Source organism: Alteromonas portus (assembly GCF_005117025.1).
GTDB classification, from domain to species: Bacteria; Pseudomonadota; Gammaproteobacteria; order Enterobacterales; family Alteromonadaceae; genus Alteromonas; species Alteromonas portus.
Genome location: NZ_SWCO01000008.1, coordinates 320163 through 334550 on the forward strand (window position 1 = coordinate 320163; position 14388 = coordinate 334550).

Annotated in this window: 11 protein-coding genes; 4 read left to right on the forward strand and 7 right to left on the reverse strand. The window is 45.0% G+C overall.

Features of this window, described 5'->3' with window-relative positions:
- Positions 1-193: 193 nt before the first annotated feature.
- From E5672_RS15095 to E5672_RS15110, 4 genes are all read right to left on the reverse strand, one after another.
- Positions 194-2947, reverse strand: a complete 2754-nt coding sequence (locus tag E5672_RS15095; RefSeq protein WP_136782948.1) for a M16 family metallopeptidase — start codon at positions 2945-2947, stop codon at positions 194-196.
- A 349-nt stretch (positions 2948-3296) separates the two neighbouring features.
- Positions 3297-3590 (reverse strand): YfcL family protein, encoded by a 294-nt coding sequence (locus E5672_RS15100; RefSeq protein ID WP_136782949.1) that lies wholly within the window; start codon positions 3588-3590, stop codon positions 3297-3299.
- Between the two features lie 113 nt (positions 3591-3703).
- Positions 3704-4867: an ATP-NAD kinase family protein gene (locus E5672_RS15105; protein ID WP_136782950.1), complete on the reverse strand. Its 1164-nt coding sequence runs from the start codon at positions 4865-4867 to the stop codon at positions 3704-3706.
- Complete coding sequence (locus tag E5672_RS15110; RefSeq protein ID WP_167483153.1) at positions 4864-5502, reverse strand: elongation factor P hydroxylase; 639 nt, start codon at positions 5500-5502, stop codon at positions 4864-4866. Before E5672_RS15110 ends, E5672_RS15105 begins: the two co-directional genes overlap by 4 nt.
- A gap of 361 nt (positions 5503-5863) precedes the next feature.
- On the opposite strand from E5672_RS15110, the gene E5672_RS15115 reads away from it, so the two are divergent.
- From E5672_RS15115 to E5672_RS15130, 4 genes are all read left to right on the forward strand, one after another.
- Positions 5864-6574, forward strand: coding sequence for a DUF8198 family protein (locus E5672_RS15115; RefSeq protein WP_136782952.1), 711 nt, complete (start codon positions 5864-5866; stop codon positions 6572-6574).
- 106 nt (positions 6575-6680) lie between these two features.
- Positions 6681-7127, forward strand: a complete 447-nt coding sequence (locus E5672_RS15120; protein ID WP_136782953.1) for an acyl-CoA thioesterase — start codon at positions 6681-6683, stop codon at positions 7125-7127.
- Positions 7127-8356, forward strand: coding sequence for a retropepsin-like aspartic protease family protein (locus tag E5672_RS15125; RefSeq protein WP_136782954.1), 1230 nt, complete (start codon positions 7127-7129; stop codon positions 8354-8356). The genes E5672_RS15120 and E5672_RS15125 overlap by 1 nt, the downstream gene beginning before the upstream one ends.
- 74 nt (positions 8357-8430) lie before the next feature.
- The gene (locus E5672_RS15130) at positions 8431-10692 is read left to right on the forward strand and encodes an ammonia-forming cytochrome c nitrite reductase subunit c552 (RefSeq protein ID WP_136782955.1); all 2262 of its coding nucleotides are present in this window, start codon (positions 8431-8433) and stop codon (positions 10690-10692) included.
- 63 nt (positions 10693-10755) lie between these two features.
- Here E5672_RS15130 and E5672_RS15135 read toward each other — a convergent pair whose 3' ends face one another.
- From E5672_RS15135 to E5672_RS15145, 3 genes are all read right to left on the reverse strand, one after another.
- Positions 10756-11115 (reverse strand): HopJ type III effector protein, encoded by a 360-nt coding sequence (locus E5672_RS15135; protein WP_136782956.1) that lies wholly within the window; start codon positions 11113-11115, stop codon positions 10756-10758.
- Between the two features lie 207 nt (positions 11116-11322).
- Positions 11323-13365, reverse strand: a complete 2043-nt coding sequence (locus tag E5672_RS15140; RefSeq protein ID WP_136782957.1) for an NADPH-dependent 2,4-dienoyl-CoA reductase — start codon at positions 13363-13365, stop codon at positions 11323-11325.
- A 118-nt stretch (positions 13366-13483) separates the two neighbouring features.
- Positions 13484-14323, reverse strand: a complete 840-nt coding sequence (locus E5672_RS15145; RefSeq protein WP_136782958.1) for a crotonase/enoyl-CoA hydratase family protein — start codon at positions 14321-14323, stop codon at positions 13484-13486.
- Between the last annotated feature and the right edge of the window lie 65 nt (positions 14324-14388).

Sequence of the window (14388 nt, forward strand, 5' to 3'; positions counted from 1 at the left end):
GCACTAGTTCACCTAGGTGCTACGCGTGATGAGATTGATGAGGTATGCGAAATGTCTGTCTATATGGGAAGCGGACCTTCACTATGCACGCTGCAGACGCACTAAGGGCCTTTGATGAGTTTACTGAATAGCACTAAATAACTAGGGCCGAAAACGTCCGGCCCTAGTACTGGTTAACTTAAACCCCAACCTGTTACAGTGAATTCATGCTTTGCACACTGACCGGTCCAAGCTTCGCAGCTTCAACTTCTGCTTTAATCTTCTCGGCATCGCCGATGATTACCCAGGTTAATTTCTCTGGGTGCAGAACTTCTTTCGCAGCGTTACTCAAATCGTCCAAAGACAAGTCATTGTACTTTTCGACTAAAGACTCTGGGTAATTATATTGCCTATTGAATCGCTTGCTCGATAAAAGACTCGACAGAACCGCATTGGCGGTTTCGAACTGGCCAGGCAACGAGCGGACTACATCCAATCGCGCTATTTCCAATTCATTCGCCATGGGCGGCTTTTCACCTAAGTAAGCATTAAGCTCTTTCTTAAGCTCAAGCAGAGATGGACCTGTTTTATCGGTTTGCACTGGCGCATAAACCATAAACGGGCGCTGACCTCTAGCATCTTGCAGGAAGGTGTACGCGCCATAAGACCAGCTTTTATCTTCACGCAGATTCATATTAACGCGAGCAGTAAAAGCACCACCTAAGGTTAAATTCATGGCATTAATTGCAATATTATTGTCAGCCCCTGTTGGAGGCGCTAAATGTGCTGCCAGAATAAGCGACTGTTGTGCACCAGGGCGGTCGATAATAATCGCTTGGCCTTGCTCAGGCATTGACGCTTCAGCAATTTGCTTCGTTCCTTTGCTGCCTTTCACCTTCCATTTACCAAACTCTTTTTCGAGCATAGGTTTTATGGCATCTAATGTAGTGTCGCCCACTACAAAAATTGTCGCGTTGTCAGGGCGTAGCCACGTATCTTTGAAGCTAACTAGGTCGCTTCGCGTAATTTCTTGGACGTCTTGAGCAACGCCTGTACCGGTAAATGGAATACCATAGGCGTGATCATCACCATAAATAAGAGGCGGAAGCAACGTGAGCGCTATACTCACAGGACGTGTTTTTTGCTGTGCAATATTGCTCAATATAAGCGCGCGTTGACGCTCTATCTCTTCTTCTTTAAAAGTGGGGGATTTTAAGATATCCCCCATAATTGCCAAAGAAGACTCCATGTTTTCGGTTAGCATCGACATGCTAACTGTGGTGGTGTCTAGATTAGAGCCGGCGCTTAAATTCGTACCTAACTGCTCAAGCTCTGCCGCGAGTTCCAAGGCATCGTATTTTCCCGCGCCTTCGTCAAGCATCTGCGTGGTGAAACTCGCAAGCCCTAACTTACCACCCGCATCAGCAGCGTACCCTGCATCAAATTGCACTGCTACATTCACCAATGGAACCGTAGAACGTTGTGCAAACACCACATTTATACCGTTGGACAGCGTAGTTTCTGTAACTTCTGGAAAGCTTAGTTGAGTCTCGGCATCAATTGATGGCAAACCTGAACTGCGGTCGACGCCATCGGTAGATGCTGCATGCTCGATAAATGGAACAACCGTGATTTGATGCCATCCTTCTTTTAACCATTTATTCGCTGCCGCTTTAACGCCTTTAGGGGTAGCTTCTCCTAGCTCGTCTAATTCAGTTTTGAAATAGTTAGGGTCGCCAGCAATAAACTCACCACTGGCAAGTGTATCGGCTTTACCGCCAAAACCACCTACCTCTTCTAGCCCGCGAATGATTGAAGCTCGTCGTTTAGTCGACACCAATTTAACTTCATCTTTGCTAGGGCCTTTGCGCAAGAATTCGCTTATGACTTTATCAATCTCTTTTTCTACTTTTGCTACGTCAACGCCGTCTTTTACGTCAACCGTCACACCAAAAATAGACGCCATTTGAAGCTCGTAATTGAATACCGAGGCATTGGTAGCAATTTGTTGATCGTAAACCAGCTCTTTGTAAAGACGTGAGTTTTTACCATCACCCATGACACTGGCGGCGATAAATAAGTCGGTTGCGGTAGATGACGTGTTTTCAGGTGAAACCCAAAGGCGGTAAATACGCGACTGAGGCACCTTGTCTTGGATCACTTCTCGGGTGTTTGCGCTACGCTTCGGTACCCATGCTTCCCATTTAGACAGTGCTGGACCTGGTTCAATGTCAGCGAAATACTTATTAACCAAAGGTTTAGCTTCTTCTGCATTTATATCGCCGCTAAGCACCAATATTGCGTTGTTGGGACCATAATATTGATTAAACCAACCCTTAACGTCGTCAAGCGACGCTGAGCTAAGGTCTTCCATAGAGCCTATTACCGTATGATGATAGGGATGCCCTATGGGAAATAAACCCTCAAAGATGTGGGTGAATACGCTTCCGTAAGGTTGGTCTTCGCGTTGGCGCTTTTCATTTTGTACAACGCCACGCTGTTCGTCTAATTTCTCTTGTGTTACCGCACCTAACAGGTGCCCCATCCGGTCAGATTCCATCCATAAAATACGGTCAAGTGCAGGTGTAGGAACGGTTTGGAAATAGTTTGTGCGGTCAAAGTTTGTGGTGCCGTTTAAGCCTGTAGCACCTGCTTCTTGAAGCGGTCCGAACCATTCATCGTCATAGTTCTCTGTGCCGTTGAACATGAGGTGTTCAAATAAATGGGCAAACCCAGATTTGCCGTTGGGTTCATCCTTAGAGCCCACTTTATACCACACCGCTACAGCAACTACTGGCGCTTTTCGGTCTTCGTGAACAATTACGGTTAGCCCGTTATCGGTAGTAAACTTTTCATAGTCGATATTAATATCGTTTTTAGCAAATGCTGAACCCATCAGCGAACTACTTACTGCCAGCACACCTACGCTCACTTTTAAGCGCTGGGTGAGATGCTTAAATACAGTCATGTCGTCATCCTTAATCTTGTTATACCAATCCGCATATTATCTGCGCTGAACACCAGAATGTGCCAGGCACCACAAAGCGGCTTTACACCTGTACTAAACATAAACCAATCTAGCTGTTAATAAAGGGCTGTGATGCAAAAAACTGTAACGGATTGTAAAAGCGAAGAAAAACGACGAACAGATGATTAATGCTAAGGCCGACTGGCCTTTACTGAACATTTTTGAAATAGCCTTTGTACCATCTAACCAAGGCGGATGCTTAACGGTCTAGTGCGTTCAAGAACGAGGCCATTCAACCCGGTATGGATGGCACACAGGTCCCAGAGAAAAGTGAAGAAGTAAGCCGCAATTATATTGCGACTAACCGTGCCCAAAGTGCTTTTACTTGCTGAGCGTCATCACTTTCTAATTCTTTGTTAGCAAAAGCATTATCAAGGCTTTCGAGCATTTTTTCATTAAGCAACGCAACGGTAGCGTCTTCTTGCATTTCGAGTTGGCGTGCCTCCACCGCGAAATGCCCCTGTAAGTAACTGGCAATGAACAATTCATCATCACTACCATGATTTACCACATCATCAAGCGATGCCTCAATATCTGCGATAGCGTTAACGACACTTTCTGGTGCTGCAGCAGGTGGTAACACGTCTTACTCCTTCCTGTTGTTAATTTCAGTTCTTTATCTCTAAATATTCAGTTCGAGATAAACCTCGTTGTTCTAAAGGCAATGGATTTGCTTCGGTGTATTGCGCAATGCCTTTAAACAGCTTGGCAAAGTACTTTGTCTTTATAGCCGGTAATAACCGTAAAGGCGCCCGCTAATTCAGTATCGAGCACAGCATCGCTTGAATCTAAACGAAGCGGTTTGCCGTTTAACGCCTGTAGTTTTTGTTTAGTGGCAACGACAAGCATATTCTGTTTGCCAATTTGACGGATAAAAGCTGGGCTTAGCTGCTGATTTCCGCGTCCTAATATGTGGCCTTGCCCACCGATAACCGTCAAAATAACTTTGGTGGGCTTGTCTTGCGTCAGAGCAATTAGTTCACTAGCAGTCACATCACTGGCAATTAACTCACCTTGCTTCACCACATCAACGCCTAACAAGGTGTTGTCTAAGCCTAGAAACTCCATGACCGCGCCTACCGTAGAGCCAGAGCCCATAACAAAGTACGTTTCAGGCTCATCGTCCATGATCTCGCTCACATATGCCGCAATATCATCAAGCACCAAAGCCTCGTCTTCTTTGCCGCCCATTTTTACTGCTTGAACGTAAGTAAGCTCTGCAGGTACGCGCATTTCACCATAGTGTTTGGCAATAACTTTGCCCTCGCGAAATGCGTTTTCGTCAATATCACGTACTTCGGCGTCCATTTCACTCACAAGTTCGCCTGCTATCATTTGACTTACTACCTGTCCTGCCGCTGACGGCGACACACAATAAACACCAGAGTGAATTTTGCAACCTGCTGGCACACCTAGCACGGGCACCATTGTGCCTACTACACTACAGATATTACGGGCTGTGCCGTCGCCGCCTGCAAAAAGCAGCAAGTCGACGTTTGCATCCACCATTGCTTTGGCTGCACGTTCTGAGTCTTCTCCCTCAGTTTGTGCAGTATCAGGCGTGTAGATTACTTCATAAGAAATACCTAAAGATTCACAGACAGATTCGCCCATATCACCAGACGCCGTTACCACAGTAAATTGCCCAGATAAGGCTTCTAGAATACTGAGCGCTTTGGCCATTTTTTCATTGGCTTTTTTCTCTGCACCCATAGCGAGGGCTTTTTCACGAATTTCAGCTCCATCGCTACCTTTCAGTGCAAGCGCGCCGCCAATGCCGGCAAAGGGATTTACCACAACACCCAGTTTGAATTTGGGTTTGTTATCAAACGTTGAATGGCTAAGATCAATTTGATTCATTCGGCATTTACTCCTATCCCATCACCTAACCCACTACTAGCCGCATTTTGGCGCGAGTCTGTTGACGCGCTATTTACGACGTTGATGGGCGTATCAGATAACTTATCGTTGCCAAACACAGATGACAGCGCAGTGATAAATCTCTCAGCCCTAGGCGGGAAGCCCTCAGATTTATAGCGTTGAAGTTGAGTGGCGACGTTTTGAGTAAAGCCTTCTCTGTCAGGCTCAGCACCGTTCAGATTATCCGTACTTACCTGAAACTTTCTTCCTGCCGCTTCTGTAAACGCCCACTCAATGGCTTGGGGCTTAATTTCCACTTTTTCAAAATCAGCTTGCTGCGCTGCATCGCGCCCATCTGGACAATACCAGTATCCGTAATCTTCTAATAGTCGACGCTTTTCACCTGCAATACACCAGTGCGCAATTTCATGTAAGGCACTTGAAAAGAACCCATGGGCAAAAACGATTTGATGGTAAGACGTTGTGATACCTGCTGGAATATAAATAGGTTCGTCATCACCTAAAACCAAGCGCGTATTAAAGTCTTCGAAGGTAGAATTAAATAGTGCAATTAATGCGGGAACATCGGGGTCTATTTCTGAGTTAGATGTGCTCACAGAGGTTTCTTGATGCATGATCACATTTTTACCTGCAAGGTGTTCAATTCCGGTACTTTTTGATTGGGTATCTTTTGCTTGGGTGCCCTTTACTTGGATACCTTTTGCTTGGGTGCCCTTTACTTGGGTACTACTTGTCTCGGTATTTTTTATTCCCGTATTTTTTGTACTAGGGCTCTTATTTTCAATCTCGTCAAACAGAGCGTGTCTACCGGCGATGTTCATAACGTCTAATAAATTCTATACAGCAGAGCTAAATCGATGGCGGTGGAGTATACCAGTAAAACTTAGTCATCTCACTTGAAAGGCACGCTTGCTTAGGTCAATCTAGGTTTACAACAGCAAAAAAGCCACACTCGTTCAACAGGGAGTTTGTCATTTGGCGCAACAGATAATTAAACATATTCATCGGGTAAATGCCCTTCGTGACTTAGCCAATCAGTTGGGTGTAATGCCTATTATTCATCAACTGCAACATTGGCAATGTGAGCGCTTGCTGGTAACGCACGACGATTTAGCACAGCAAAAGCGCTATCAAAAAGCCATGGCTTTTTTTGTAGATGAATTGTACGGGCCAAAAGATTTCAGCCAACGGGACGCTGACTTAGTACGGGTTATTCCGAAGCTCGCAAAAGTATTGCCCGACAAAGCCATGAACGCTATGGACGATGCATTGTCTTTAAATGCATTGTCGTTTGATTTAGATATGGCTATGGCACAGTACTTACAAGGCCATTTTCCCGGAGAACCTATCAACCGTGACAACTATGCCCTTGCTTATCGCAATGTGGGCAGGATGGAAGATAGGGAGCATCAAATCGACATAATTTCGCACTTGGGCGATCAACTCTCTGATGTAATAAAGATTCGTGGTATAGGTATGTTGATTTCGCTGTCCCGCCGCCCAGCTAAACTAGCCGGCTTACTTGCCTTGCATGAGTTCTTAGAACGCGGCTTCAATGCTTTTAAAGCACTAGGGGATGTACAAAGCTTTATACAACCCGTGTTAGTGAGAGAAAAAGCGATAATGCAAACGCTGTTAAGTGACGATTTAACCTTACCCGAAGATAATCCGTTGCCAAAGGTATAAGTTGCCGAAACAGAAATGCAATAATAGGTCTTCGAGAGCACCGGCGCTAAGCCAATGCTAATGAAGCAGCTAGGATAGTAACAAGATTTATGATTGAGGAAGAGGTTTGAACTCCACCACGCTAAATTGGATGTTAGACAACCCCTATGTTCAGCAATGGCATATTGATGAATCACACATCGATCACTATCAGCACGTGAACAATGTGGCGTACCTGTCGCAGCTAGAAAGCCTAGCGTGGGCTCATTCAAACGCCCTTGGCTTACAGTTTGCCGATTATCAAGCGCTCAACCGTGGCATGGTCATCAAACGTCACGAGCTAAACTACCATCTGCCAACACATCTTGGAGATACGTTAGAATGCGCGACTTGGATAGCGCATTGCGACGGCAAACTGACCTTGAAACGCCAGTTTCAATTTATCTGCCCAAAGCGAAACAAAACCGTATTCGATGCTATGACCACATTCGTGTGCGTGAGCCTCGATACTGGCGCGCCTAAGCGGATGCCTAAGCAATTCGTTGACATATACGGCGAGGCGTGTGTGGACTAATGAAAACCTGGCTCGCGGTAGTGCTTTCGTTTTTTCTTTTTGTGTCGCTAGGCATAAATATCTATCTGTGGTTAAGTTTAAAGCAGCATAATGATAAGGCTTATGAACTAGAAGCTAGCTATGAACACCGCTTAGATAGTGACAAGCAGCTAGAAGCACAGTTGGGAGGTGAAAGTCAGATACAAGGTATGGCTAAGCCCTTCAACAATGAACGCCCTCCTGCTTACTCTTCAAGTATGAAAGGGGTTAGCAAGCCATCAGGTGAACCTGGAGATCAGCGCTCAATTTCACCTCTTATAAGCCAAGAAAAAATAGAAACACTGACTGCCCTACTCAACAACGGGCAATATGCGTTACTTACCACAGAGCTTACAAACCTTTTAAAAAATGATTCACTAAACGAATCGCTACTGTTGCTAGAAGCTGAACTAATTGAGTTAACCAAGCCCCTGCCAACAGCGATAGTGCACTACTACGATTTAGCTGAACTGCCTCTTTCAACTGAAACTCTAGCATTTATCGAAACAAAAATTGCTACCTTGTATCAACAAGCACAGGCGCAGTTAAGTCAAGACGAACAATGGGAACTGGTTGCAAGGTTGAACGAACCTTTATATCAGCGCATACCAGATGCGAAACACTACACTCTTAACTTGGCTGAAGCCTATGCGTTTCAGCAAAAATTAACCCTGATGGAGGATGTGCTCGCCGCCCTACCATTAAACGATAGAGACGCCAATATCATCCGCAATAAAGCCTATGAAATGCGCGATGTTGCTGACACAGATAACACGCCAAGTGAAAGCGAATTAGCGCCACCAGAAGCTGAGGCAGCGCGTTATCAAACTCGAGTAGCTTTGCAGCGCATTGGCGATCAATATCGCCTTGAAGCAAAAGCGCTCAATCAAAAAGCCACCATGATTCTAGATACGGGTGCCAGTACCACAGCAATATCGTCACGATTATTCGCTCGCTTGGGTCGTATGCGAAACCTCACGTTTATCGGTAACTTCAACGTTAGAACTGCATCTGGCACGATAGAAGCACCGCTGGTGCAAATACCGCGCTTTTACTTTGCTGGCTACGAATTCAACGATGTTTCTGCCATCGTGCTGCCCGAAGATGCATTACCCGATTCTGATGGATTATTGGGAATGAACGTTCTAGGTCAGTTTGACTTTGCGATAATGCCCCAGTCTAGTGAATTGATTTTGACAGAGCGTGATTAATAACAATTTAGTCAATGAAAGCGTACAATATAAAAATCAATATTGTGATAAAGTATAGTCGGTAATCGAAGGTCATGGATGAAGTAGTGTCGCGGTTGTTCTCTCTCTTAGTTTTATTGACGATGGCAACAAATGCCTCTGTTTTTGCGCAAGCACCAGAAGCAGCAAATTGCGTGAACTGCCACAAAGAGCAAGTTAAGCAGTGGCAAGTGTCCGACCACGCAAAAGCAATGGATCATGCTACTAATTCATCAGTTTTTGCTGACTTTGACAATTCAACTATAAAACACTTCACACAAACTGCGCACTTTTTCAAAAACGGTAGCAAATTCTTCGCAAAATTAACAGAAGGCGGTGTTACAACAACCTTCCCCATCACCTATGTCTTTGGGCACTATCCGCTGCAACAATATTTAGTAGAAACGCAGACCGGGCAATTTCAGGTTTTTCCCTTCGCATGGGATACACGTGACAAGAAAGAAGGCGGTCAACGCTGGTACCCCAATTATCCATCAGAAGATATGGCCATCAACGACAGATTACATTGGAAACAACCATTACAAAACTGGAACGGTATGTGTGCTGACTGTCATTCGAGCGGCTTAAAGCGTAATTTTGATACCGACACTCTCTCATTTAATAGCCAGTTTGATGAAATTAACGTCTCATGTAAATCTTGCCACGGCGATGTGTTGTCACACACAGTCAATAACAACAGCGATTTTGAGGAAAACGACACTGAACTTAGCCACTTAAGTGGGCCTGTAGATGAATCTCGTAAAAAATTCACTATAAAACCTCACTCCCTATCGCAAAATGAGCAAAAATCGCTAGGAAAATGGCTGTTAAAAGAAGGGAGTAGTATTGCGTCTTGGCATGAAAAAAAAGATGGCGAATTTGTTCCTGCTTCCCGGAACAATTCGTTCATGGATACCTGTTTCGCATGTCATTCACTTCGCAGTGCACTTACTGATGGTATCGAGCCACAGCAGCCTTTCTTAGACCAGTTTTCCCCTTCGCTGCTGATTTCCCCTCTTTACTTTGCAGACGGCCAGATCCGAGAAGAGGTGTATGTTTACGGTTCGTTTTTGCAAAGCCGGATGTATGATGCAGGCGTTAACTGCATTGACTGTCACAGTCCTCACTCTATGAAGCTAAAAATAGAAGGTAACGGCTTATGCTTACAATGCCACTCGGTAGACACGTTTCAAGGTGAAATCCACAGTAAACATACACAAAGTGAAGAGGCTAATCAGTGTATAAACTGCCATATGCCTAGCCGCACATACATGGGGGTTGATGCAAGACGAGACCACAGTTTTAGTATTCCAACCCCGCACATATCAGCTAAAACGGATGCCCCAAACGCGTGTATAAATTGCCATGACAAAGATAATGCATGGGTATCGAAGCAACTAATACAATGGTACGGGAGAGATTCTACGCTAAGTAGTATTGAAGAAGATTATGTGTCACTTATGCATGGCAATACTTTTAGCAATCAAGCTATATTACGCATAGCTCACTCAGCGTCGTTGCCTGTAATAAAGCGAGCAACGGCGTTAACCATGCTCCCTTCAACTAATCAGCCGCTTAATAATAAAGACTTACGACACTTCATCCAAAGTAAGGAACCGCTAATTAGATTAGCGGCAGCGCAAGCCGGCCGCGCTCTTCCACTTCATGAACGAATGAAAACCTACGTCAAATTACTAGATGACGAATATCGAGCTATTCGCATTGCCGCGGCAAACAACCTCATTGGTTCGGGTTTAAAAAGTAAAAGCTTTAGCAGCGCGCTGTCAGAACTGACTTTGTCGAACAAGATAAATCAATGGCGTGGTGAAGGTAGCCTTAATCAAAGTTTAGTTGAATACAAGTTAGGGAATGTTGGTCAGGCAGAAGAATTATTAAAACAAGGTATCATTGTAGACCCATACTTTGAAGCCAGCTATATAAATCTTGCAGAATTTTATCGTGCTCAGCACAAAACACAGCTAGAAAAGCAGATCTTACTCAACGGGGCAGAAAACATGCCCAAGAGCGATTTATTTAATTACGCTCTCGGGATGTTTTATATTCGAAATCAAGATAAACCAACTGCGCTCACTTATTTTAAGAAGGCCACAGCACTTGCACCGGATAAACCACAAAATTGGTATGTCTATGCACTTGCACTAGATAGTATTGGTGAAACCGAAACTGGGGTTAGCATTTTAAAGAATGCCATTATAACCACCCCAGATAGTTCTCTTATTAAACTAGGCTTGTCATTGTCACGGAAACTCGGCGATGAAGACTCAACTCGCTTTTTTCAATCAAAAATTAGGCAGTAGACTACTCTCTTAGTTTGTCCGTTGGGGAAACTAATGGCCGAGCTATCTTAGTTTGAACCACTACTAAGCGTGAATTACTACCAAAGGAAATGCCTCAAACGCAACCCCTTCATGACCCGTTTTCATAAAGTTGCGGATATTGGCATGGTCGTCGCCGTTAGGGTTATTGAGTACATCTTCTCGATAAAAACGTCCAAATAGGGCCAGCGTTTGAGCTTGGGTTAGGTTTAAATGCTGACCGAGTGCGAGCAGTTTGCAAGAGCCGTTGTTCTGGTTTGCTTCGTTTGACACATCACCATTGGTGAAAGCAGTGGGCGTGAAAGTAAATGCGCTATCGATAAGCGCAATAACGTCGTTAAATTCGATAGTATCTGGGGAATTAGTAACTGCTTGAACTAAGTCTTGGGTGTTGCTGTATGACATGTTTATCTCAAAAAAAGAAAACAATAATAACAGGTCTAGGCTACCATCACAGACTGAAACAGGCCTGGTTTCGTTATTTTCATGAAAAATCGCAGCCTTCGGCTGCTAGATAAAATAAACCCCTCCGAAAAAGAGGGGTTTATAATGAAGCTGAAGCACCTATTGATGAGGCGCTTATATTTCTAACCGCACGCTTGCGCTAGGCAATTAAACCGCAGCGCATACGCGCGTACCCTGGTCGATAGCCCGTTTAGCATCTAGTTCTAGTGCTTCGTCTGCACCACCAATCAAGTGGTAAGGCATGTTTAAACCTTCAACAATGTCTCGCATCGGCTCTTGGCCTGCACAGATGATGATGTTGTCTACCGGCAATACTTGGCTATTGCCATCAACCGTAATATGTAGCCCTTCGTCATCAATTTTATCGTAGCTTACACCTGGGATCATGGTTACGCCTTTGGCTAGTAGACCCACTCGGTGTGCCCACCCCGTTGTTTTGCCTAAACCCGCGCCAACTTTGGTTGTCTTGCGCTGTAGTAAGAAGATTTCCCTTGGCGATGGTTCTGGCTGCGGCTTAACGCCTTCAATACCCGCCCGGGCCGAGAAAGTCATATCAATACCCCACTCTTTCATAAATGCAGGAATATCTTGGCTTGGCGTTTCTTTGCCATGAGACAAGTACTCAGCGGTGTCAAAACCAATTCCACCAGCGCCGATAATGGCTACCTTATTGCCAACGGGTTTCTTTTCTTTCAATACTTCGATATAGGTCAGCACTTTTTCGTGCTCAATGCCTTCAATCGCTGGCGTACGCGGCTTGATTCCCGTAGCAATCATCACTTCATCAAAACCCTCATCGTTTAGCGCAGCCGCATCAACATAAGTATTCAGCTTAAGGGTTATATTTTTGTGAAGCTCAATTTGACGCTTAAAATAACGTAGCGTTTCGTAAAACTCTTCTTTGCCCGGAATTTGTTTGGCAATATTAAATTGCCCACCAATTTCACTAGACGCATCGTAAATCACAACGTCATGTCCGCGTTTGGCTGAAGTCACTGCCGCTGCTAATCCAGCTGGGCCTGCGCCTACCACTGCAACACGCTTTTTGGTTTCTGCTGGTTTTACGTTTATTTCAAGCTCGTGACAGGCACGTGGGTTCACCAAGCAACTGGTCATTTTGCCGTTAAATACATGGTCAAGGCAGGCTTGGTTACAGCCAATACAGGTATTAATTTCGTCGGCTTTATTTTGCTGGGCTTTACGCACAAAATCAGGGTCGGCCAAGAACGGACGTGCCATAGACACCATGTCAGCATCGCCGCGAGACAACACTTCTTCAGCCACTTCAGGCGTGTTGATACGGTTCGATGTAATAACAGGAATTGAAAGCGCTTCTCGGAATTTAGCGGTCACCCACGTAAATGCCGCTCGCGGTACTTTAGTGGCAATGGTTGGGATACGCGCTTCGTGCCAACCAATACCGGTGTTAATGATAGTTGCACCCGCTTTTTCAATCTCTTTTCCAAGCTGTACGACTTCTTCGTAAGTAGAGCCACCTTCAACAAGGTCTAGCATAGATAAGCGATAAATAATGATGAAATTCTTACCTACCGCCTCGCGCACGCGGCGCACAACCTCAATAGGCAAACGGATTCGATTTTCGTATTCACCGCCCCATTCATCATCGCGGTGATTTGTGCGTTTTGCAATAAACTGATTGAGGAAATAGCCCTCAGACCCCATGATTTCAACGCCATCGTAACCCGCGCGCTGAGCTTGAGTTGCGGCAGTGATGAAATCTTTAATTTGCTTTTCAATCTCGTCAGCTTCAAGTGCCTTGGGCTTAAACGGATTAATAGGCGCTTGTACCGCAGAAGGTGCCACAAGCTTAGGGCTATACGCATAGCGGCCTGTATGCAGTATTTGCATGCAAATTTTACCGCCAGCAATATGCACCGCGTCAGTCACTTCTTTGTGGTTTTTAACTGCTTCGTCTGTATCTAATCGAAACGTTGATGGGTGAGTAGCACCCTCTTCATTTGGCCCAATACCACCTGTAACGATAAGCCCTACACCACCTCTGGCACGTTCACCATAAAATGCCGCCATGCGTTTGTGGCCATCAGGTAATTCTTCTAAGCCCGTGTGCATAGAGCCCATAAGCACGCGGTTTTTAAGGGTGGTAAATCCTAAATCTAACGGACGAAATAAATGAGGGTAAACGGGATGATCGGTAACGGTCTGATTCATGATACATTCCTGAAAGTCGTTTTGGCTTGGTAAAAGCCGTTAAAAAGCCTGTTTAAATATTCTTATCTAATGCGCTCTTTCTCTGAAGGCGCTATGTAATTCAACGAATTACATTCACTTACGAATTCATTTTCTTAATGGCTGGGTGTAATGGCGGATATTCCGGCAGCGTTTTGGTTTTCTGCGCTTCCATGGCTTTAAACACATCTTCCATTTGGAACATGCCCGCTTGCCATGTGGCCATATAGGTCAAGCTCTCTGCCACCGTGTGTTCTACTGCGTAGTTAATCATAGTCTTAGTGCCTGAAACTGCTAACGGCGAATTCATTGCAATCTGCTGCGCTATTTTCATCACTGCGTCTAGCATTGATTCTTGGTCGTCAAAGACCTGATTTACAAAGCCAAGCTGCTGCGCTTCTGCTGCACCAAAATTGCGACCTGTATAAGCCAACTCTTTAACAATGCCAATAGGGATAAGTTTTGGTAGGCGTTGCAGTGTGCCTACGTCCGCCGTCATACCTAACTGTGTTTCTTTTATGGTGAAAAAGGCGTCTTGGGTGCAATAGCGCATGTCGCATGCACTAAGCAAATCTACTGCACCACCAATTGCCCCGCCCTGCACTGCACCAATAACCGGCATACGTGCCTGCTCTATGGCAGTAAAGCTATCTTGAAGCAACATCACCATACGGCGCATACGCTCTGCTCTGCGCGACGGGTCGCCCTTAAAGTCTTCTTTCATATTCAGGAACACCGATAAATCCATACCGGCAGAGAAATGCTTACCCGTTGATGAAATAACAATGACGCGGGCGTTACCTTCATCGTCTATTTCACGAATAGCCGCTGGCAATTCGGTCCAGAACTCTGGGATCATGCTATTCATTGCATCGGGTCGGTTAAGTACTACGTGGGCAATAAGGCCCTCTTGTTTTACTTCTAATGTAGAGTACTTCATGGTTTGCGCTGTCTCCTTGGGCTGTTCCTGTTAACAAATTTGCAAACTAGACAGCGTCAAGATAA

What these genes read in the sequence shown, in the direction of transcription:
- E5672_RS15095 (WP_136782948.1), bottom strand. Translation starts at nt 2,947, where the DNA reads ATGACTGTATTTAAGCATCTCACCCAGCGCTTAAAAGTGAGCGTAGGT.
- E5672_RS15105 (WP_136782950.1), bottom strand. Translation starts at nt 4,867, where the DNA reads ATGAATCAAATTGATCTTAGCCATTCAACGTTTGATAACAAACCCAAA.
- E5672_RS15110 (WP_167483153.1), bottom strand. Translation starts at nt 5,502, where the DNA reads ATGCATCAAGAAACCTCTGTGAGCACATCTAACTCAGAAATAGACCCC.
- E5672_RS15125 (WP_136782954.1), top strand. Translation starts at nt 7,127, where the DNA reads ATGAAAACCTGGCTCGCGGTAGTGCTTTCGTTTTTTCTTTTTGTGTCG.
- E5672_RS15130 (WP_136782955.1), top strand. Translation starts at nt 8,431, where the DNA reads ATGGATGAAGTAGTGTCGCGGTTGTTCTCTCTCTTAGTTTTATTGACG.
- E5672_RS15135 (WP_136782956.1), bottom strand. Translation starts at nt 11,115, where the DNA reads ATGTCATACAGCAACACCCAAGACTTAGTTCAAGCAGTTACTAATTCC.
- E5672_RS15140 (WP_136782957.1), bottom strand. Translation starts at nt 13,365, where the DNA reads ATGAATCAGACCGTTACCGATCATCCCGTTTACCCTCATTTATTTCGT.
- E5672_RS15145 (WP_136782958.1), bottom strand. Translation starts at nt 14,323, where the DNA reads ATGAAGTACTCTACATTAGAAGTAAAACAAGAGGGCCTTATTGCCCAC.